This window comes from Alteromonas sp. KUL42 (genome assembly GCF_006538325.1).
Classification (GTDB): Bacteria; Pseudomonadota; Gammaproteobacteria; order Enterobacterales; family Alteromonadaceae; genus Alteromonas.
This window is the reverse complement of record NZ_BJKK01000012.1, coordinates 56899-74450: the sequence shown is the minus strand read 5'-3', so window position 1 is coordinate 74450 and position 17552 is coordinate 56899. Positions and strand designations below refer to the sequence as shown.

The window sequence follows — 17552 nt, the reverse complement described above, 5'->3', positions numbered from 1 at the left end:
TTAGATTGTGAATGAATCATCAACGCAGCGTATGAATGAAAGGAAGATAACGTGATTCGATTTGCCATTCGAATTTTTCTTGCCGTGGTTGCTATTGGCATTTTATTGCTTGCCAGTTGTAGCGATGAGCAACGCCCTGTAGTGCATTTGCAAGGGCAAACCATGGGTACAACATATAATGTTAAGTATCTACTGGATGAAGCTGAAACCAATGGCGTGGATGCGCAAAGACTACAAAGTGAAATTGATGCACGCTTGGTTGAAGTGAATAAGTTGATGTCGACCTACGACCCAACATCAGAGTTATCGCGTTTTAATCAATATCGATTTACTGATAATTTTAATGTATCTCCTGACACCTTGTTTGTTGTGAATGAAGCGCTTCGCCTAGCGCAGCTCAGTGGTGGAGTACTTGATGTCACAGTGGGTCCGTTGGTCAACTTGTGGGGATTTGGGCCGACTAAACGTCCAGAGATAGTGCCTAGCCAAGCCGACATTGATGTTATTCGCGAATATGTGGGTTTCTCGAAACTTTCTACAACGCCAACCGGTCTTAAGAAGAGTCACCCTATGTTGTATGTCGATTTATCGACAATTGCAAAAGGGTATGGTGTGGACGAAGTCGCATCAATATTAGAACAGCAAGGCATTGTTGATTATCTTGTCGAGATTGGCGGTGAAATGCGAGTAAGAGGAGAGCGTGGTGATGGAAGTGAATGGCTAATCGCAATAGAAAAGCCGGTAACGACAGAACGCGCTGTTCAAAAAGTGGTATCTATTGGTACTCATGCAGTGGCGACGTCTGGCGATTATCGCAATTATTATGAAGATAACGGTGTTCGTTATTCTCATTTGATTGACCCAACTACAGGGGCGCCTATAACTCACAACTTGGTATCAGTAACGGTTATCCACTCTTCTTCGATGACGGCTGATGGCCTGGCAACAGCGTTTAATGTAATGGGTTGGGATAAAGCAATCGAAATTGCAGAGCAAGAACAGCTTGCGGTTTTCCTTATTCGTCGCACAGCTAATGGTTTTGAAGAGTATGCGTCGCCAGAATTTGATAAACTGGTGACAGTTCATAATTAGGGGGTAGCGATGTCTACGTTCATTTTAGCATTTGGCTTTTTCCTTGCTATGGTTTTAGCAATGGCAGTGGGCTACTTAGTTCAGCGAAAGTCCATTTCAGGAAGTTGTGGCGGTTTAGGTGCCTTGGGTATCGAAAAAGCGTGTGATTGTCCTGAGCCTTGTGATCGCAAAAAATCACGAATGGAGAAAGAAGCTGCTCGTCAGAAAAAACTAGATGAGTGGAAACAAAATCAAATTTTGTAGTACTTAGCAGAAATTCTAAGACGTTAAAAAGCGCTGTTTGAATTGTCTCAATGGCGCTTTTTTCTTTTAGGTGATTGACGCTACCCTAACCAACTGGGTAAATAAATTAACGTGACAACTAAAAAAGCCGACCATGCTGTCAGCACTGTGGCTGCACGGTAGCTTATCCCTCTCACCGACGGCAGTTTGTGATCTGCATCGTTAGGCCATATCTGCGATAGCAATAATGCGAAGCTCAAGGTGACAACAAAGCCAATAAGGTTCCACCAGAACCAAAACAAGGTATTGTCACTTAGCCAAAGAAATACATTGGCTGCAACCCCAGCGAGCAACCCGATATTCGCTGCCGCGGGTGATACTTTTCGACTGTGAATGCCAACCAGAAAGGTAGCTAATACCGGACCATAGAAAACAGAGCCAATTTTATTGATTGCTTCAATGACCGTAGGGGCGATATTTCCGGCATAAAGGGAAAGTAGAAGCGTAATTAACCCCCATGCAATACCGGCAAATCGCGCACGTTTCAGATAAGTATCTTCATCGGGTTTTGCGCCGGTTATACGGCAAATATCTTCGGTTGTAACAGCTGCTAAGCTATTAATGGCAGAGCTGAGGGATGACATAGCAGCCGCCAGAATAGCAACTACCAGAATGCCGACTACACCGGCGGGAAGGTAATTAATAATGAATATGGGCATCATCCAATCGGGTTCACCCACAGGGATTTGCGCGCGTAACTCTGGCGTTGATATGACAAGGGCACCAATTACTAAGCCAACTAGGCAGTATAGTAATGTTATGGGAAAGCGCAAAAAGGCCACGGCTAACATCATTTTCTTCAGGTCTTTTATACTGTGGCTGGACAGTGCCCGCTGCGCCTCAGACTGATCGCATCCATAGTAAGAGGCATACAATACAACACCGCCAAATAGCATGGGTAACAAACCGAAGTCACTACCATTTAATCCCGCGGTAATAGTATTGGTAGCCTGAAGACGTTCTGACGGTATGACATCAAACACTCTTTGCCAGCCACCTATGATATCTAGACCAGCCCATAGACACAGCGCAGCACCGGCAATAATAAGTACCATTTGTATAGCATCGCCGTAAACAACCGCTTTCATGCCACCCATTGCCGAATAAACCAAGGTGATAACACCTATGACCAAAATAGCATTGAGCTGATTTAGCCCCATGGTACCTTGCAAGATCAAACTAATGGCATAGATCATAATGGCAGTAGCAAACGAGCGACTAATTTGAAAAACAAGGCTGATAAGTACGCGGGTAGAGCGAGAAAAGCGCTGCTCTAAATAGTCGTAAACGCTGACCACTTGGGCATTGTGCAAAGTGGGTAAAAGGCGCCATAACATGATGATAACTGCTATCGGTAATGCCAGCTCGTAGCTTAACCAAATAAGGCCTCCGCCTTCTCTAAGCCCGACAAAGGCTGGGGCAGAAATGAAGCTTATGGCAGAAAGCTGAGTTGCCATAACCGACAGAGTGAGAGTTGGCCATGCTAATGAACGCCCGCCGAGGAAGTATTCCTTACCGGAGTGTTGATGTCTAAACTTAAGCCCTAAATACAATAGTCCCAGTAAATAAATACTCACAATGGAATAGTCGAGCCACGTCATTCCGTTCTCCTGTATATGCTTCCGCTGTCTTTATGCGCTGAGTCAAAGTACTGAGTTAAAGTGTTGAGTTTGATGGCAGATTCTTGTTGTTATTTTAACCATATCACACTGACAGAAAGAATTAAGCACAAACCATGTATGGGTAAGGTAAGGAAACCTTAGGCGATATCACAACGAAGTGGTGTATTTTCACGCATTTAATAATATACTGTTCTTTTGTACAGTTGTGGGTTGTGCCTGCCCAAGGCGATTAACACTTATGCGAAAGATCATTCACGTAGACATGGATTGTTTTTATGCCGCAGTAGAAATGCGCGACAATCCTGCATTGCGTGATATTCCCATAGCCATTGGTGGTAGCTCTGATAGAAGAGGGGTTATTTCTACTTGTAACTATCCTGCCCGCAAATTTGGTGTACGCTCAGCCATGGCAACGGCTTATGCAATGAAGCTATGCCCAAATCTCACGTTAGTAAAAGGGCGGATGGAGGTATACGTTAACGAGTCTCAGAAAATTCGCAGTATATTTTCTGATTACACTGATTTAATAGAGCCTCTCTCGTTAGACGAAGCCTACCTAGATGTCACTCATAGTCAATTTTGTGGTGGCAGTGCCACTCTTATGGCTGAAGAAATACGCGCGCGTATCAAAAGCGAAATTGGGTTAACAGCTTCTGCGGGGGTCGCGCCCTGTAAATTCGTGGCTAAAGTGGCAAGTGATGAAAACAAACCCGACGGTATTTGCGTCATTACACCTGATAAGCTTGATGAGTTTGTTCGACAACTTCCCCTTAAAAAAATACCGGGAGTGGGTAAAGTCACTATGCAAAAGCTACAACGTTTAGGACTGAATACCTGTGAGGACGTGCGACGTTACCCGTTTGAACGCATTCAAAAAGAGCTGGGGAAATTCGGAAGTGTTTTATGGGAACGTGCTCATGGCATTGATGAACGCAGTTTGTCGGTATCGAGAGAGCGAAAGTCTATTGGTGTGGAGCGGACCTTAAGTGAAGACATTCATACCCTTGATGAATGCAAAGCCTTTTTGCCCCATTTGCTTGAAAAGCTTCAGTCTAGAATAGACAATCATGGCAAACGTACAGGAAAGCCTGTGCGACTTCGTACTCAGGGCGTAAAGTTAAAGTTTAACGACTTTCAATTAACAACCGTTGAACATCGGCAAGGTAAATTAGATGAACGTTATTTTCACGAGCTAATGGAAGAAGCTTTTGAGCGTGCCAATGGAAGAGGTATTAGGTTGGTAGGGTTACATATTGGCCTTGCTGCGGAACAATCTACACATCAACTAATATTACCCTTTGACGAGTAGTTATACTAAGGCAGTCGACTATAAATCTTAAAAGACTTTTTCTAAGTATAGGCTGTAAAGATCGGCTGATAAGCTCGGCATAAAAGAATGGCCCTAAATTTAGCCTTAGAAAATAGGTATAAATTTAATGGGCGAAAAATAAATTACATCACAATTGAAGGCATTCCATGAGCGATTCCACGTTAATTACCCCAGGACGTTATCAACATTACAAAGGCAACTTTTACGACGTATATGAAGTTGCCACCCACTCTGAAGATGAAAGCAAGTTGGTTGTCTATCGCCCTTGCTATGGCGAGCGCGCTTTGTGGGTAAGACCTCTCGATATGTTTACTGAAAGCGTAGAGAAGGACGGAAAAGTTTTACAACGTTTTGCCTACGTAGGAGATATTCCCGAAGGTGAAAAATTGATCTAATGTAGTGTAAATCACATAGTGTTATTAATAACGCCATAAGGCTGACAAAGTTGCTTAGTCAGATATCAAAACAGAAAAAAGACACACCAAGGAATTCTCATGAAAATGCCCACTCGTTCAATGCTTTTTGCCGCTTTGCTCGCTGCCTTTCCTTTAAGCAAAGCACTCTCTCAAGACCGATTCGCTGATGTGGAGGTGACTGCCACTTCAATTAAAGGCTCAGTGCACATGCTTACGGGTATGGGAGGTAACATTGGGGTGTCGGCAGGTGAAGATGGTGTGTTAATTATTGATGATCAATTCGCTCCGTTGGCAGAAAAAATAGCCACGGCGTTGGGGCAACTGGGCAGTGATAAACCTAAGTACATCATCAATACTCACTATCATGGTGATCACACGGGTTCAAATGCGTTTTTCCATAGCCATACAGGTGCCACTATTTTTGCTCATGAGAATGTGCGCATTCGTTTGGCAAACGACGAAAAAATAAAGCCAGAAGCGCTACCTGCGGTTACCTATGAAGACGGTATAAAAATTCATTTCAATGGCGAAACGGTACACGTTATCCACCTACCAGTAGGTCATACTGATGGCGACAGTGTGGTGTGGTTCGAGCAGCCTGATGTACTTCATACTGGCGATTTGTTTTTCAACGGCATGTTTCCATACATCGACCAAGGGGCTGGTGGTAATGTAGAAGGATATATGGAGTCGGTAAAGCATCTGCTAAATAAAATTGACGATGACACTGTGATCATTCCCGGCCACGGCAAAATAAGTAACAAAGCAGAGTACACGGCCTTTTTGGCAATGATTGACGAAACCTTTAACTATGTAAAGGCACTTAAACAAGCGGGGAAAACATTAGATGAAGTGAAAGCAACAGGTCTTGATGAAAAATGGGCAGATTGGAGTTGGAGCTTTATTAACGAAGAAAAGTGGATCACAACACTGTATAACGATGCTTAAGCTATAGCGCATCTAATTCTGTCTGCCCGTCGTTTTAATTAAACTGATGGGCAGAACAGAAAGAAAATAAGTAAACAAGAAGTAGAACGTCAACGCTGCGATTTCCTACTATTAATCGCGATCAGGTTTATTGCGACCAATAGCTATCGTAGTGATGTATAGAAAACATCACTAGGTCACATGTATTTCACCCAAGCTTGTCGACTATTTTTCTTAAAGCTAGCGAACCTTTTTGTAGGTAAATACAGTGCTAAGCTTAGCAGAACTGCAATTGCCCAAACTTGCCAAACATCATCTACGCCAAAGTAAATTCCTTTATTTGCACCAAATGTAGTTACGAGTATCTGGTATAACACCAACAAAACATATAAGTGCACGATGTAGAAGAACATAGGCGCCGAGCCAAAATGTCTTAAGAAGTTTAACTTGTCGCCACTGTGCTTTTCTAGCAGTGCTAATACGATAAAAGCCATACCCAATGTAAGCAGCAAAAAGCCTAACGATGGTGGATATTTCGTAAAATTAACGAAGGATTGCACGGTTAATAACCAGTCATCAAAGTGAGTCCACAAAACTGGCTCAATATAAACATTCATTAAGCGAACGACAAGTAGTGTAACAAGGCTAAATGCGCCCAAGCGCATTAGAATATTCTGTCTTCTATTCGTATCAAATTTGGAAGAAAAAATAGGTGCAATAAAGTATCCGAAGCAAATAACCCCAATCCAAGGCAATGTTGGGTAGGACACTTTTATTTTAAACGCTTCGCCAGCAAACAAATAGCCTCGGTCATGTAAGATTGTCCACAAAGAATAACCAAATTCGTTAGGTGTATAAGTAATAAAATCTAACGCATTGTGGCCAAAGATAATGGCAATGCCGATAAGCCCGATAATGCGGTGTGGTAAGTACGTTAGAAGTGCTAACGCAATCATACTTAAACCAATGGCCCACATAACCTGCAAATACAATGCGTCGTAGCTACCAAACCAAGAAAAGTTCACCACGGTTATTTCTAACAAAATGATGAAAAGACCTCGCTTAAGTAAAAACGATCTGACATTGCGTTGTGGTTTATTGGTGGGGTGGGCGTATAACCAAGCACTTAGTCCTGTTAAAAAAATGAATACAGGTGCACAAAAATGCGCCATAAAACGGGTAAAAAATAGTGCGTGGCTTGTCTCATCAATAATCATTGGATCTGCAACTTGCATATGCAGAAAAAAACGTTCTCGCACGTGATCTACTAGCATAAGCAAAATCACCATACCTCGAAGAATATCGATTGATGGAATGCGACTTTTAAGGGGTTTTAAATTATTCATCGTTAAACATTAAGCTATACAAACAAAAAATAGCCTGAACTGACTGTTCAGGCATTCGCTGTTTTAGACAATTACAGTAATGGGTTAATATCGATATTTAACACTCGCACTGTAGTTAATTGGCGAACCAGGCATTGTCCATAATTTGTGGTATGAGTTCTCAAAATACGCTTCATCAAGCAGGTTATTGATGTCTAACCTTAAGCTCAACTGGTTGTTGAGTTCTACGACCGCTGACACATTTACCAATGTGTACGACGGTAAGATGTAATTGGCGTCGGTAGTTTCGCCTAAACGATCTCCAATATAATTTATCGTTGTGGCTAAATAGGTTTCTTTACCCATTAAACTGGTTTGGTGCTTCAATGAGATATGGCCGATATGGTCGGCGATATTGATAAGACGAGACCCTTTTGGAATAGGGACACCCCAATCTGAGTTGATCACATCGTTTGCTGTTCTAGCATTAGTATACGCATAGGCAAATTCAATACTCGTATTGTCGGTTAGCACCGTGTTTAAGTTGAATTCAACGCCTTGACTTTCAACTTTACCCAACGTGGCAGAAAGCCCCGTATCAGGCTCTGCCGTTAACATATTCGTTTTTTCGGCATCAAATAAAGCAAGGTTACCTGAGAATCTTTTCGCAATATTTTCCCATTTTGCACCTATCTCAAAAGACGTTGTTTCTTCTGGCTCAAAAGCATTTCGGTCAGCATCAAGGCCTGGGTTTGGTCTAAAGCCTTCCGCATAGCTTGAATACAAATTGACCGAGCCATTCAATTTATAGACAAAACCGATACGAGGGGTGACTTCTGTTTGCTCTTGTTCTTGAGATTCATTATTTACGATATTCAAGATACTTTGCTCGAAGTTATCAACTCTGAAACCAAGTAACAGCTTTGCGTTTTCGGTAAGCTCAATGAGGTTTTGAGCATATAAGCCTAAACCTTTTTGCTCCTCCGCTGTTTGTGTTTTAGGAGAGGCTACAGGTTGTTCTAGAGTATAGTCTGGATTATTTGGATCAATGGCATAAGTAGTATCACCTGATCCCCATGCTGTACGCCAGACACGATAGTCAGTATCTAGTTCAAATTGATAATAATCTAAGCCGATTAAAATATTATTCTTGAAACCGCCAAGCGCTAGTTCACCACTAAGTTCGAAGCGAGTAGATATATCCTCTGCTTGATAGTCACGTTCTCTTCGTTGGCGAGATAGTAAGTCTGGGTTGGTGTACACAAGCTGACGACCACTAGATAGTTCAGTATCTGATGACTGACCTTTAAATGATGAGTCTCGATAGGCCAAGCCAGCCAATACGTGCCAATTATTGTTTAACTTATGGTTGAAAAGTAACTGATGCCCCAACGCCTCTACAACGTGAGCGCCATCTCGAACATCGCCGTAAAAATCTTCAGCATCAACGGAATCGAAATCGTTATTTAAAACAAATACGCCACGGTCTAAAGGCTTTTTCTGATCAAGCACTTCCATTTCATAGCTAAAGCTAGTGTTATCAGAAATATTCCATAAGAACGATGGATTAAAATGGAAGCTTTCTATGAAAACATGGTCGCGATAGGTATCAGAATCTTCATACGAACCATTTAAGCGATACGCCATTTCATCATTTAAGCCATCCGTATAATCAAACTCAAATTGCTTCTTATTGAAATTTCCAAAGGTTCCCTGAAGGTAACCTTGTCTGTCGAATTGCGGTTTTTTCGTGATGATATTAATGGTGCCACCAGGTTCACCTTGACCATATAACGCTGAACCTGGCCCTTTCATCACTTCAATGGTTTCAACATTTGCGGTGCTACGATTACCGTTATAACCACGAGAGTTAAAACCATTAACTAAATAACCTGTAGGATTATTTTCATCACCAGAAAACCCACGAATAGCAAAGCTGTCAAACATACCGCCCGAGTTATTTTGTCTAACAATACTCGGCGATAACTCCAACGCTTCCATAAAGCGAGTGATCCCCTCTACCTCTAATGCGTCGGCATTAATTCTATCAACTGCTTGTGGTGTTTCTACCAGTGGCACGTTTCCACGATAAGGCTGCCATAACCTTTTTACTTCAATATGCTCGATATTTTCAGGAGAGCCTGAGGTATGCGTTGTACTATTTTGTGCTAAATCTTGCGCTAAAGCGCTGTTAGATATGACGAATAATGAAAATAAAAACTGCTTGTTCACGGTATTCTTAAAAGTAGTAATGAAGATTTAGTAAATGTTATAACATAACAGGGTGGTTTTCTAGGTGTGATGTATACCAACTACAAAACTTTGTTTTGTTTTCTGGTTTAAAAAGGTGATGAGATATTCATTAAGTTATTCACATGCTTCTTTAATCACAATTTGCGATTAATTTCAGTTTTATTGGAATAAAACCTAACGCGTCTCCGTTAACTCAATGTCAATGTGACATAACAGGAGATGATTATGAAAACGTTCACTTTTACTATACTGGTTTTGGCGATGGGCCTTACATATGGTGCTGCAATGGCGCAGTCTGTTGAAACAGATGTTGCTATTAACCAATCTACCTCGGTTGATTCTCAAGCGTCGATTAACATCGAGCAAGGTGCACCTTCATCGCTGTCTTTATCGTTGTCAAATCAATCAGATGCACAGGCAACAAATGATTCCAGCGAGAAAATGACAGAAAACTCTGCGGAGCAGGCTGGAGATTCCGCCTCCGAGATTGCTGATACCGCGGAAGAGTCTGGGGATGCTGTAGGCGAAACAGAACAGAAAGCTGAAGCCTTGATGGATTCGGCCGTTGAACAAGGTACTGAAATAGCCGGCAACCTGCCCGTGGAAGCATTGTCACAATCATTGCAGGGTAGTATTGGAAACAGCGTTGACACTACGGTGGTAACTGGAGTTGATACGCTGGTGAATACGGGTGGTTCAATTGAAGGCACATTACAAAACACCAATGATACTGCCACAGTAATGCAGGTAGCCGATACAGCTTCTGTTGAGCAAGTGGTCGCCTCAGCAGTATCAACAAGTGTTGCGCAGTCGGTATCTACTTCAGCGGTATCGCAAGTCAGTGACTCGGTTAATGCAACAGTAAACAGCACAGTTAACAACAGTGTGTCTACTGCTGTAGAAGGTGCGGTATCAAATACCGTTAACGATGCAGTAACTGCAAACATTAGCTCAATTCTGGGTAACTAGTCCTTCGTAAAAAGGGGGAGGTCAGAAGGCCTCTCTCTTTGCTTTTACGCTATTGCACTTCTAATTCGATGTTTAAGCTGTTGAGGACATTAACGATGAAGAAATTAATATCAATTACCACCTTTGTTTTAATCAGCGTACCTGTGATGGCAAGTGTTACCTATAAAGGTGAGTTGAAAGCAGGTGCTCAGTACGATTCCAACGTGACCGTTAATGAACTGGATCGCGCCAGCAATCAATCTGATTATGCCGGTTATCTGAAAGGTAAGTTCAGCGCCGAATGGCAGGCTACAGATGCAGTGTCTTTCAATGCTGGCGTGAACCATCAGCGCACGCATTATCAGGATGCGACAGACTTTAATCTGGCTATTACCACTTTAAATGTGGGGGCTGGCTGGCAAACCAGCGTGGGGAAATGGGGTGTGCACAGCTACCTGGCTGAAGCAACATTAGCAGGTAGTGACTTTATGCAATACCAACAATCGGGCGTAAGCTGGCAAAACAGCATTACTGCAAAAAACTATTTGCATGTCAGTGCTGACTACCTTCAAAAGCGTTTTGATTCGTTGCCTGAGCGTGATGCTAAGGGTGGGCAGTTGTCTACGCAGTGGTTTTATTTGCCAAACCTGGATTGCGAAATGATTAACATCGGTTACACCTACCAATACGAAGATGCGGACACTGACAGACTCGATTTTTCCGGACACAGCGGGCAGCTGAGCTGGACTTACCCCACCCAATTATGGGGCGCGCCCACTTCATTAAAAGCCCAGTATCAGTTTGTGTACAGGGACTACAGCGAAGCAGAAGCGTTTCTGTCTGTGACTAAGCGTACCGATCGTCAGCATACCCTGGGCTTAACAGTCAGTTATGAACTTACTGAGCATATTGCACTGGATATGGGGGCAAAATTTGCAGACTATCAGTCGAATCTGGCGATTGCCGACTATCAGGAAAATCAAGCCAATGTGGGATTTACTGCCAGTTTTTAACCGCAATTGATCTAGGGTAGCCAGACGCCTTCGCCATACACCGGATCCCATCCTGGCTCGCCCTTATCCTGTAATTGATCGCGTAGTTGGTGGGGTAATTCAACAAGTCCGGTTGCTTCAGAAGATTCACAGGCTAACCAGTGGCTCAGCCAGCCCGCAATAACAGGCGAGGCCATTGACGTTCCGGTTTCAGGGCCTGTTTCACCGTTTATTCGAGCAGTGATAACACTGACGCCTGACGCAGAAACCGCTACCTGCTCGCCCTGATTTGCCCAGCGGTATATTGTACCGTTTGCATCCACGGCGGAGACGCCAATTACCTCTGGGAACGCCGCAGGATATAAAGGCGGTGCAGCAGGGCCAGCGTTACCTACCGCCGCAACCAGCGTAATACCGCTTTTAGATAGCCGTGTAATGGCTTTCGCCAGCAACGGGTTTTGTGGCCCGGTAAAACTCATATTAATAACGGATACCTGCTGTTTCGACAGCCAGTCCATACCACTGATTAAATCGAACACGCTGGCACCTTGGGAAACCTGGGTTCTGGAATAAAAGACCGCCGCATTAAAAACCTGACTGCGCTGAGATAGCTGCTGTTGAAGGATACCTGCGACCGCCGTGCCATGAGCCTGGCTTATGGGAAGGGATTCATCTAAAAAACGTTGCTGCGTAATGCTGAGGCTTGTTAACAGCGGATGATGCATCTCTATGGCTGAATCCAGCATACCAATACGAGAGGGCTGATTGCACAACTGTGCTGCAGAATTTAATTTGTTCTGTTCGCTATTCATTGTGCCTGACGCTGAACCCGCCTGAGTAAGATAGATGTGGTTTCGGCCCAGCTGAGTTTGCAGGTGCGCTGGCAGTGACGCTTGCATCGCTTGAACAGAATTTAATTCATCAGGCACGCGGATACTGACAAGCCAGTTGTCCAGTAATGACACGTAGCGCTGTTTAACTACAGTGAATGAAGATTCTGCCAGCAAGGATAAGTCAGCATCAGAGACATACAACACCCACTCTCTGGCAATAGCCAGATCGCCTTGAGGGGTAATTTCTTCCCTTATTACCGTTTGCTGTATCGAATTGACGACATTAAGTGCCTGCTTTACGGGTAATAAGGCCTGTGATAATTCGGTGGTCAATGTGGTTTTGAGTTCTGGCAGCAAATCGGGTAAGGCCGGTGCAACACGTGGTTTAATACGGTCTGTAATACGTTCGTTAGCCGCCCGTCGGGATATGTCCTCAATAGGTTGAGTGACGGTGCGCGTTACCGATGGCAGGACTTGTGCATCTGTAACAGGTGTATAACTCGTTAGTGCAACAGCGGTAAGAATGACCTTGCGCATAAACGTATTGGGATAAGTAAACTTCATAGCGACACCTTAATACAAAAGTGAAAAGGGTGGTACCGGCTTTATATTCATCTAGCAATGAAGACAGTATTAGAAAAGCGATTTCCGTCAGCCGGATAACCGGTACATATGTTGGGTTAACGAAATAAATAAAAAAAATTCCAATTAAAGGGAATAAAATAAACGCTGCCTCGTTAACCCTATAAAAGAGGCAATCCTGAGGGGGCATTTCACCTCCTTGCAGTGTAGGAAAATACAATGACAACAACACAATCGGCACAACTCAAAAGTATGCTGCCTGTTCTAAGACGATTTGCATATTCGCTGACGGGTAGCATGGCTGACGCCGACGACTTATTACAAAACACCGTGGAAAAATTACTGAGTAAGCCGATCCCGGAAGACGTTGAATTACTGGCCTGGTCCTATCGGGTATGCCGCAATTTATGGATTGATGAGTACAGAGCGAACAAAGTGCGACAGGCCGCAGTACACAAACCAGAACTGCAACAGACAGACATTGATGCGACTTCACAAATCACCGCCGATATCACGCTAAAGCAGGTGGAAAGCGCAATGGCGACCCTGCCTGATGACCAGCGTGAGGTCTTGTCTTTGGTGGCGGTACAGGGGATGTCTTATCAGGATACTGCGACCGTGTTGTCGGTACCGTCGGGTACAGTCATGAGTCGATTGGCAAGGGCCAGAACTAAGCTGGCACAAATACTGAACTTGGATAAAAGCAATGAGGTCACGGCATGAAGATTACCGATGAACAACTCAGCGCGTTTTTAGACAACGAACTGGATGAACAGCAAATGTCGCGGGTGCGGGATGCCATAGCCCAGGATGACACATTGTGTGACCGCTTGGCGGCATTGAGTATGGTGGACCATGTTGTGAAAACCGCCGCAGAACAGGCAACCAATAGTCCGGTACCAGCTCATGTAGAAGCGTTGTGTGACGCCGAACAAGAGAGCAACGTAGCCAGCTTTGTTAGGTGCAAGACTCAGAATGCCGACCAGAAAATGTTTGCTCAAGGAAGCAATGTGCGTTGGTTACGCGGTATGGCGATGGCTGCCAGTGTCGCGCTCGTCGGTTTGCTGGGTTGGCAGCAGCTAATGGATGGCCAGTCTTCTGGCAACAGCGAATGGCAACAAGTTGCGGCAGTGCTGGATAGCCAAACCAGTGGGCAGCCATATCAGGCTGGCGCGCAAACGGTAATGCCGCAATTGTCGTTCCTGAATAAAGACGGAGCACTATGCAGACAATTCACCGTTACTGGCACGGAGCGCTATGACGTCATGATTGCATGTAAGCTAGAGGGCAGTTGGCAGCAACGCGCTGCAGTAGCACTGGATAAGCCTGTAGGGCAACTTGGTGAATATCAAACGGCAGCCTCAGTGACTGAGCTGGATAACGTGCTGGACGAGATAATGCAGGGTGCCCCGCTAAATCGGGAGCAAGAACAAAACGCGATTCAAACGAACTGGCAGCAATAACTGCCGTTGGAGGTTAAGATGAAGACAGTAATGAAATTTGCAACGCTGATTATGGGATTAACATTGGCCGCTTGTGCTAGTCAGCCTGCCTATCGCGCGGCAGAAAATGGCGGATACGGCTATTCGGAAACCAAACTGACCGACACTCAATATCGCGTGTATTTTAAAGGTAAGGGCAGTGACAAAACCAAGGCAATGGATTACGCCATGTTACGCGCAGCAGAAGTGACGCTTAACGAAGGTTATGATTGGTTTGTGGTTGCAAATCGTGAAACCATGGTCGACCGCGAGAGGGTCTCCGTTGAGCCAGAAACTGGGTTTTCCAAGCGTTATACCCGAGTGACGGATTGTGGTCTTGTGACCTGCCGTACCCGCGCCTATCCTGAGTCGACGTTATCTACCGGCATCTTTGTAGGTGGTCAGGAGAAAAGTGTCATTGAAAGCGCACTGGATATTCAGTTGGGACGTGGTACGCGCCCTGATTCAAGTTCAAGCTTTGATGCGCGACAGGTAAAAGAAAACTTGTCGTCAAAAGATTAGAGCGTGTTGGTTATAACGCGCTTTGGTTGAGTTGTAAAACTAAGGTCAATTAGTTTGATACCTAGCAAGCGCTAATTTAAGTGGAATGGACAAAAGTTTGTATATACAACTGTTCCACTTTTTCCCTTGCCCAAGGTGTTTTTCGCAAAAACTTCAGTGAAGACTTAATGGAAGGGTCATTGTTAAAGCAATTCACTTTAATACGGTAATGCAACCCATCCCATCCATAGCGCTCATGCAGTTGGGTTAGTATATTTTCTAAAGTTAAACCGTGTAGTGGGTTATTCGGTTGGTTGTTCATCAGCTTTGGTAATTATTTGGCTTTAACTGCCACAAGTTTAACACGTCTTGTGGCAGTTAGGGCTTGATCATCTACTTTCACTTTCTTGTTGCAAGTGGTTTGATACCGTTTGTGTTGCTACATTTTTACTCTTTTGTGCTTTCCGTGGTGTCTTATACAGTGGCCAACATAGTTGCTCTTTCCAGTTCGCATAAAACATACCCTCTATGCCGTATTCTTTTGGATATCGACGCGTTATTTTAGCCGTACCAAATAGCACATCCCAAAAGAATAGTAGATTTCCATAGTTTCCTTTGTAATTCGTTACGCCATCATCTGCACGTAACCCGTGGTGTGCGCTGTGTGTTGATGGTGTGGAAATCGTGCGCTCGACTAACCAAGCAAGAGGGTGAAGCCATGTTGTTTGATACAAAATTCTATCCCACTTCCACTCTGCATGAGCACCGGTAATTACGGTAAGTTTCACCACTAAGTAGAACGCATATGTCCACCCAAGGCCCAGGTAAATAAGTACACCAGAGAACCACAGTGACGGCATAAACAAGTAGTAGAAGAAATTGTTCCGGTAAATAATGCGTACACTCATGTATTTGGCATTGTGATGTGCCCGATGCAAGTTATAAAGAAAGCGTGTTGAGTGAGACAAGCGGTGCCACCAGTATTGCATCATATCGTCGAAAATAAGCAGTAGTGCAATGTGCAAGAATATAGAGCGCTGTTCGAGAACACCTTTATATTGAGGAAACAGCGCCAGCATCAGTGCGCCAGCACAAAATAAAACCAAAGGCTGTGTGATCACAAATAGTAAAAGGGTGCCGATGGCCTCTACTTTTCCGTCATCGCTTACTTCCGTTTCTTTCTTAAACAGTTTGCCATTTTTTGCTTCAAGTAACGCGAAGGTAACAAACACGCTAAGGATGACCCACTGATAAAACATACCTGCATTCCTGTTAATTAATTGCAATAAATTTAACACTAGGTTAACGTTTGAAAATATATACAACTATATATTTTGAATAAAATGTCTTATGTACAAACCGTTGCGCAAACCGTAATGCCTGAAGAGCTTATTGCGTTGTGTATGCCTTTTGGCAAGTGCCAGCATTATTGTGCGACACAAACCATTCATAACAGAGGAAGTAAGAATAGCGGTTTATCCATTGTGGTAGAGGGGGAGGTCAAAATTGGTAACTATGGTTTAGATGGAAGTTATCAAATTACAACTACACTTACGCGTGGGGAAACCTTTGGCGAATTTACACTTTATGCTTCACTAGCGCGTACTCATCATGCTCAAGCCATTAATGACTGTCGTATTTTACAAATATCAGAGCCTGCTTATAAACGCTTAATTTCAACCCATGACATAGTATCTACGTTCATCACGCGCTCATTGGCCATTAAATTACACACTGTACTTGAGCGTTTAGACGACATGCGAAGACTGCCTACTCACGTGCAACTGGCAAAGCTTATTTATCAAGGTTATCTGATGTCTAACCAGAGGCTCATAAAACTAAGGCAAAGTGACTATGCTGAGCGCTTGGGGGTTACTGTGCTAACCGCACATAAGGCATTGAACACGTTATTGACGTTAAATTTGATAGAAAAGAAATATGGTGGTGTAGAAATAGTGAATACACAAAAATTGGCAGAGTATTTATCTGACAATACGTCGTTATTACCGCTGTAATTGAACCGCTGTCACCTATTACGGCACAATTACATTAAAGTGTCATTTCGAAAAGCTAGGGCTTCAATCCATCCAGCAAAATACGCTTTATGTTGTCTAATGTGCTATTAAAAAATGCCGCGTTACTCAAATCCTTCCCAGTTACTGCTTTTATTTGAACACTGAAATCGGCGTAATGTTGGGTTATCGCCCAAATGCTGAATATTAAATGGTAGGGCTCTACAGGTTTTAACTTTCCTGCGTCTATCCATGCGTTTATCACTGCACTTTTAGCATCGAGAAGCTCCTTCAATGGCGTTTCTAGCTCTTTGATAAGTAACGGTGCCCCCTGTACCACTTCCATACAAAATAACTTTGATTCAGCAGGGTTATCACGAGACATCTCAAGCTTCACTTTAATGTATTCACTTAATGTCTCGATAGGATCTTGTTCAGCAGAAAAGCTTTGTAGCGGCGTTAGCCATACATCAAGGAGATGGGTAATCACATCTAAATAGAGTTGTTCTTTACTTTTAAAGTAATACAACAAATTGCTTTTGGACACATCGGCCAGCTCAGAAATTTGTTCCACACTGGTACCGCTTACTCCATTTTTTGCAAACAGTGACAATGCCGCTTGCATTATCCTACTGCGCTTGGCTTGTAGGGCTTCTGCACGCCTTTTCTGCGTAGTAGGGCTAAAGCTTCGGCCCGTTTTTAAATGGAGTTCCTTGTCTGACATGGTGTACTTCTTCAACCCTTGTTTATCCTTCTGGTTGCCATTTTACCCCTTGGTGAGTTTGCATTAAACCGCTTTGAACAAAATTGCACCACAAAAGCACAAATTAATTGGACTTCATGCTCCAAATTGAACCATTTGGTCTAATTTGGGTTTGGGTTTGCGGTTAAGGTGTTGAAAGTTAGGGGAAATTAAAAATGGCCCAGTTAATGCTGTATGCAATGTGTACCGTCGT

General features: G+C 43.6%; 18 protein-coding genes. 11 read left to right on the top strand and 7 right to left on the bottom strand.

Features of this window, described 5'->3' with window-relative positions; translation table 11 throughout:
* The first annotated feature begins 51 nt into the window (after positions 1-51).
* Positions 52-1092 carry an FAD:protein FMN transferase gene (locus tag EYR97_RS15505; RefSeq protein WP_131094574.1) on the top strand — a complete coding sequence of 347 codons (1041 nt, stop codon included), beginning with the start codon at positions 52-54 and terminating at the stop codon, positions 1090-1092.
* Between the two features lie 9 nt (positions 1093-1101).
* Positions 1102-1335 (top strand): (Na+)-NQR maturation NqrM, encoded by a 234-nt coding sequence (gene nqrM, locus EYR97_RS15500; RefSeq protein WP_131094573.1) that lies wholly within the window; start codon positions 1102-1104, stop codon positions 1333-1335.
* Between the two features lie 80 nt (positions 1336-1415).
* Here nqrM and EYR97_RS15495 read toward each other — a convergent pair whose 3' ends face one another.
* The gene (locus EYR97_RS15495; protein WP_131094572.1) at positions 1416-2975 is read right to left on the bottom strand and encodes a sodium:solute symporter family transporter; all 1560 of its coding nucleotides are present in this window, start codon (positions 2973-2975) and stop codon (positions 1416-1418) included.
* Positions 2976-3234: 259 nt separating this feature from the next.
* Here EYR97_RS15495 and dinB point away from each other — a divergent pair, with 259 nt between their 5' ends.
* The 3 genes from dinB (at position 3235) to EYR97_RS15480 (ending at position 5690) form a co-directional block, all read left to right on the top strand.
* Positions 3235-4305, top strand: coding sequence for a DNA polymerase IV (dinB, locus tag EYR97_RS15490; RefSeq protein ID WP_131094571.1), 1071 nt, complete (start codon positions 3235-3237; stop codon positions 4303-4305).
* Between the two features lie 167 nt (positions 4306-4472).
* Complete coding sequence (locus EYR97_RS15485; protein WP_131094570.1) at positions 4473-4721, top strand: DUF1653 domain-containing protein; 249 nt, start codon at positions 4473-4475, stop codon at positions 4719-4721.
* Positions 4722-4820: 99 nt separating this feature from the next.
* Complete coding sequence (locus EYR97_RS15480) at positions 4821-5690, top strand: MBL fold metallo-hydrolase (protein WP_131094569.1); 870 nt, start codon at positions 4821-4823, stop codon at positions 5688-5690.
* A gap of 176 nt (positions 5691-5866) precedes the next feature.
* Here EYR97_RS15480 and EYR97_RS15475 read toward each other — a convergent pair whose 3' ends face one another.
* Together EYR97_RS15475 and EYR97_RS15470 are read right to left on the bottom strand one after the other, a co-directional pair.
* Complete coding sequence (locus tag EYR97_RS15475) at positions 5867-7015, bottom strand: DUF1624 domain-containing protein (RefSeq protein ID WP_131094568.1); 1149 nt, start codon at positions 7013-7015, stop codon at positions 5867-5869.
* An 84-nt stretch (positions 7016-7099) separates the two neighbouring features.
* The gene (locus tag EYR97_RS15470; protein WP_131094567.1) at positions 7100-9226 is read right to left on the bottom strand and encodes a TonB-dependent siderophore receptor; all 2127 of its coding nucleotides are present in this window, start codon (positions 9224-9226) and stop codon (positions 7100-7102) included.
* Positions 9227-9472: 246 nt separating this feature from the next.
* Between EYR97_RS15470 and EYR97_RS15465 the strand changes: the two genes are divergently transcribed.
* Positions 9473-10216 carry a hypothetical protein gene (locus EYR97_RS15465; RefSeq protein ID WP_131094566.1) on the top strand — a complete coding sequence of 248 codons (744 nt, stop codon included), beginning with the start codon at positions 9473-9475 and terminating at the stop codon, positions 10214-10216.
* 95 nt (positions 10217-10311) lie between these two features.
* Positions 10312-11208 carry a surface lipoprotein assembly modifier gene (locus EYR97_RS15460; protein WP_165478068.1) on the top strand — a complete coding sequence of 299 codons (897 nt, stop codon included), beginning with the start codon at positions 10312-10314 and terminating at the stop codon, positions 11206-11208.
* 11 nt (positions 11209-11219) lie between these two features.
* Here the strand turns inward: EYR97_RS15460 and EYR97_RS15455 are convergent, their stop codons facing one another.
* Positions 11220-12584 carry a S8 family serine peptidase gene (locus EYR97_RS15455; protein ID WP_131094564.1) on the bottom strand — a complete coding sequence of 455 codons (1365 nt, stop codon included), beginning with the start codon at positions 12582-12584 and terminating at the stop codon, positions 11220-11222.
* Between the two features lie 237 nt (positions 12585-12821).
* On the opposite strand from EYR97_RS15455, the gene EYR97_RS15450 reads away from it, so the two are divergent.
* Genes EYR97_RS15450 through EYR97_RS15440 form a run of 3 tightly spaced genes read left to right on the top strand, consistent with a single transcriptional unit; the run spans position 12822 to position 14605 of the window.
* Positions 12822-13325, top strand: coding sequence for an RNA polymerase sigma factor (locus tag EYR97_RS15450; protein WP_131094563.1), 504 nt, complete (start codon positions 12822-12824; stop codon positions 13323-13325).
* The gene (locus EYR97_RS15445) at positions 13322-14065 is read left to right on the top strand and encodes an anti-sigma factor (protein ID WP_131094562.1); all 744 of its coding nucleotides are present in this window, start codon (positions 13322-13324) and stop codon (positions 14063-14065) included. The genes EYR97_RS15450 and EYR97_RS15445 overlap by 4 nt, the downstream gene beginning before the upstream one ends.
* 18 nt (positions 14066-14083) lie before the next feature.
* Entirely contained in the window at positions 14084-14605 is a 522-nt protein-coding gene (locus EYR97_RS15440) for a CC0125/CC1285 family lipoprotein (protein WP_131094561.1), read from the top strand.
* Positions 14606-14681: 76 nt separating this feature from the next.
* Here EYR97_RS15440 and EYR97_RS15435 read toward each other — a convergent pair whose 3' ends face one another.
* Both EYR97_RS15435 and EYR97_RS15430 read right to left on the bottom strand, forming a co-directional pair.
* The gene (locus tag EYR97_RS15435; RefSeq protein WP_131094560.1) at positions 14682-14906 is read right to left on the bottom strand and encodes a VF530 family DNA-binding protein; all 225 of its coding nucleotides are present in this window, start codon (positions 14904-14906) and stop codon (positions 14682-14684) included.
* A 67-nt stretch (positions 14907-14973) separates the two neighbouring features.
* On the bottom strand, positions 14974-15843 hold the full coding sequence (locus tag EYR97_RS15430) for a sterol desaturase family protein (RefSeq protein WP_131094559.1): 870 nt from the start codon (positions 15841-15843) through the stop codon (positions 14974-14976).
* An 84-nt stretch (positions 15844-15927) separates the two neighbouring features.
* Here EYR97_RS15430 and EYR97_RS15425 point away from each other — a divergent pair, with 84 nt between their 5' ends.
* Positions 15928-16599, top strand: a complete 672-nt coding sequence (locus EYR97_RS15425) for a Crp/Fnr family transcriptional regulator (RefSeq protein ID WP_131094558.1) — start codon at positions 15928-15930, stop codon at positions 16597-16599.
* A gap of 55 nt (positions 16600-16654) precedes the next feature.
* Here EYR97_RS15425 and rutR read toward each other — a convergent pair whose 3' ends face one another.
* Complete coding sequence (gene rutR, locus EYR97_RS15420; protein WP_131094557.1) at positions 16655-17320, bottom strand: HTH-type transcriptional regulator RutR; 666 nt, start codon at positions 17318-17320, stop codon at positions 16655-16657.
* Positions 17321-17552: the final 232 nt, after the last annotated feature.

Coding starts and splice junctions, on each gene's coding strand:
- EYR97_RS15455 (WP_131094564.1), bottom strand. CDS start 12,584: ATGAAGTTTACTTATCCCAATACGTTTATGCGCAAGGTCATTCTTACC.
- EYR97_RS15445 (WP_131094562.1), top strand. CDS start 13,322: ATGAAGATTACCGATGAACAACTCAGCGCGTTTTTAGACAACGAACTG.
- EYR97_RS15425 (WP_131094558.1), top strand. CDS start 15,928: ATGTCTTATGTACAAACCGTTGCGCAAACCGTAATGCCTGAAGAGCTT.
- EYR97_RS15475 (WP_131094568.1), bottom strand. CDS start 7,015: ATGAATAATTTAAAACCCCTTAAAAGTCGCATTCCATCAATCGATATT.
- EYR97_RS15450 (WP_131094563.1), top strand. CDS start 12,822: ATGACAACAACACAATCGGCACAACTCAAAAGTATGCTGCCTGTTCTA.
- EYR97_RS15460 (WP_165478068.1), top strand. CDS start 10,312: ATGAAGAAATTAATATCAATTACCACCTTTGTTTTAATCAGCGTACCT.
- EYR97_RS15440 (WP_131094561.1), top strand. CDS start 14,084: ATGAAGACAGTAATGAAATTTGCAACGCTGATTATGGGATTAACATTG.
- dinB (WP_131094571.1), top strand. CDS start 3,235: ATGCGAAAGATCATTCACGTAGACATGGATTGTTTTTATGCCGCAGTA.
- EYR97_RS15435 (WP_131094560.1), bottom strand. CDS start 14,906: ATGAACAACCAACCGAATAACCCACTACACGGTTTAACTTTAGAAAAT.
- rutR (WP_131094557.1), bottom strand. CDS start 17,320: ATGTCAGACAAGGAACTCCATTTAAAAACGGGCCGAAGCTTTAGCCCT.
- EYR97_RS15485 (WP_131094570.1), top strand. CDS start 4,473: ATGAGCGATTCCACGTTAATTACCCCAGGACGTTATCAACATTACAAA.
- EYR97_RS15495 (WP_131094572.1), bottom strand. CDS start 2,975: ATGACGTGGCTCGACTATTCCATTGTGAGTATTTATTTACTGGGACTA.
- EYR97_RS15480 (WP_131094569.1), top strand. CDS start 4,821: ATGAAAATGCCCACTCGTTCAATGCTTTTTGCCGCTTTGCTCGCTGCC.
- nqrM (WP_131094573.1), top strand. CDS start 1,102: ATGTCTACGTTCATTTTAGCATTTGGCTTTTTCCTTGCTATGGTTTTA.
- EYR97_RS15465 (WP_131094566.1), top strand. CDS start 9,473: ATGAAAACGTTCACTTTTACTATACTGGTTTTGGCGATGGGCCTTACA.
- EYR97_RS15430 (WP_131094559.1), bottom strand. CDS start 15,843: ATGTTTTATCAGTGGGTCATCCTTAGCGTGTTTGTTACCTTCGCGTTA.